We start from the raw sequence: 593 nt of genomic DNA on the forward strand, positions 1-593 counted from the left end.
GTCGGGGATAGTGATGGCCTTGCCCGCAGAAGGAAAGTACAGGGCGCAGCCAATATCCTCGGCGGTGAGCGTGCGGCTTTCAGTGACCTCGGTATAGCGCACCATGTTTCCTTGCGCCTGCTGCACAAAATCGGCATTGACCAGTTTTTTCGACGCGTCAAACTTGGCCAGCGTCTTCACCTCCTTTAGGCTGTATTGCGGGTGCGGGTCCAGGTCGGCCAGGTGCTGGGCCATCAGCGTGTCGCTGTAGGCGCGGACAACGATGTCCTGGTCATCGACATACTTGCGCGTGGCCAAGATGATGGCCGGATCGATTTTCAGCTCGATGGCGGCCGTGCTGGCGACGATCAGCACCACGCGCACCACTTGCGTGCGCGCGCTGCCCTCGGCCATCACAGGCTTGTAGCTGGGCGGGCAGTTGGCCACCGCGCACAGGTCGCCCGCCTCGTCGTAGATGCCGATTTCGCGTATCCACCAGCCGCCCACGTTCTCGGGCAAGACTTGCTCGACGATGATCTGGCTGGCGTTGGCCGGATCGATGGCCAGTTGGTTCAGGTCGGCCCGGCGCGTCTCGCGCACCAGCGCCTTTTGCG

1 protein-coding gene is annotated in these 593 nt (G+C 62.7%); it reads right to left on the reverse strand.

Features of this window, described 5'->3' with window-relative positions:
• Positions 1-579 (reverse strand): phage tail protein (locus JaAD80_RS29860; protein ID WP_258003272.1); only part of this gene is annotated, 579 nt, incomplete at its 3' end.
• Between the last annotated feature and the right edge of the window lie 14 nt (positions 580-593).

Origin of the sequence: Janthinobacterium sp. AD80 (assembly GCF_002878455.1) — a bacterium.
GTDB lineage: Bacteria > Pseudomonadota > Gammaproteobacteria > Burkholderiales > Burkholderiaceae_D > Janthinobacterium.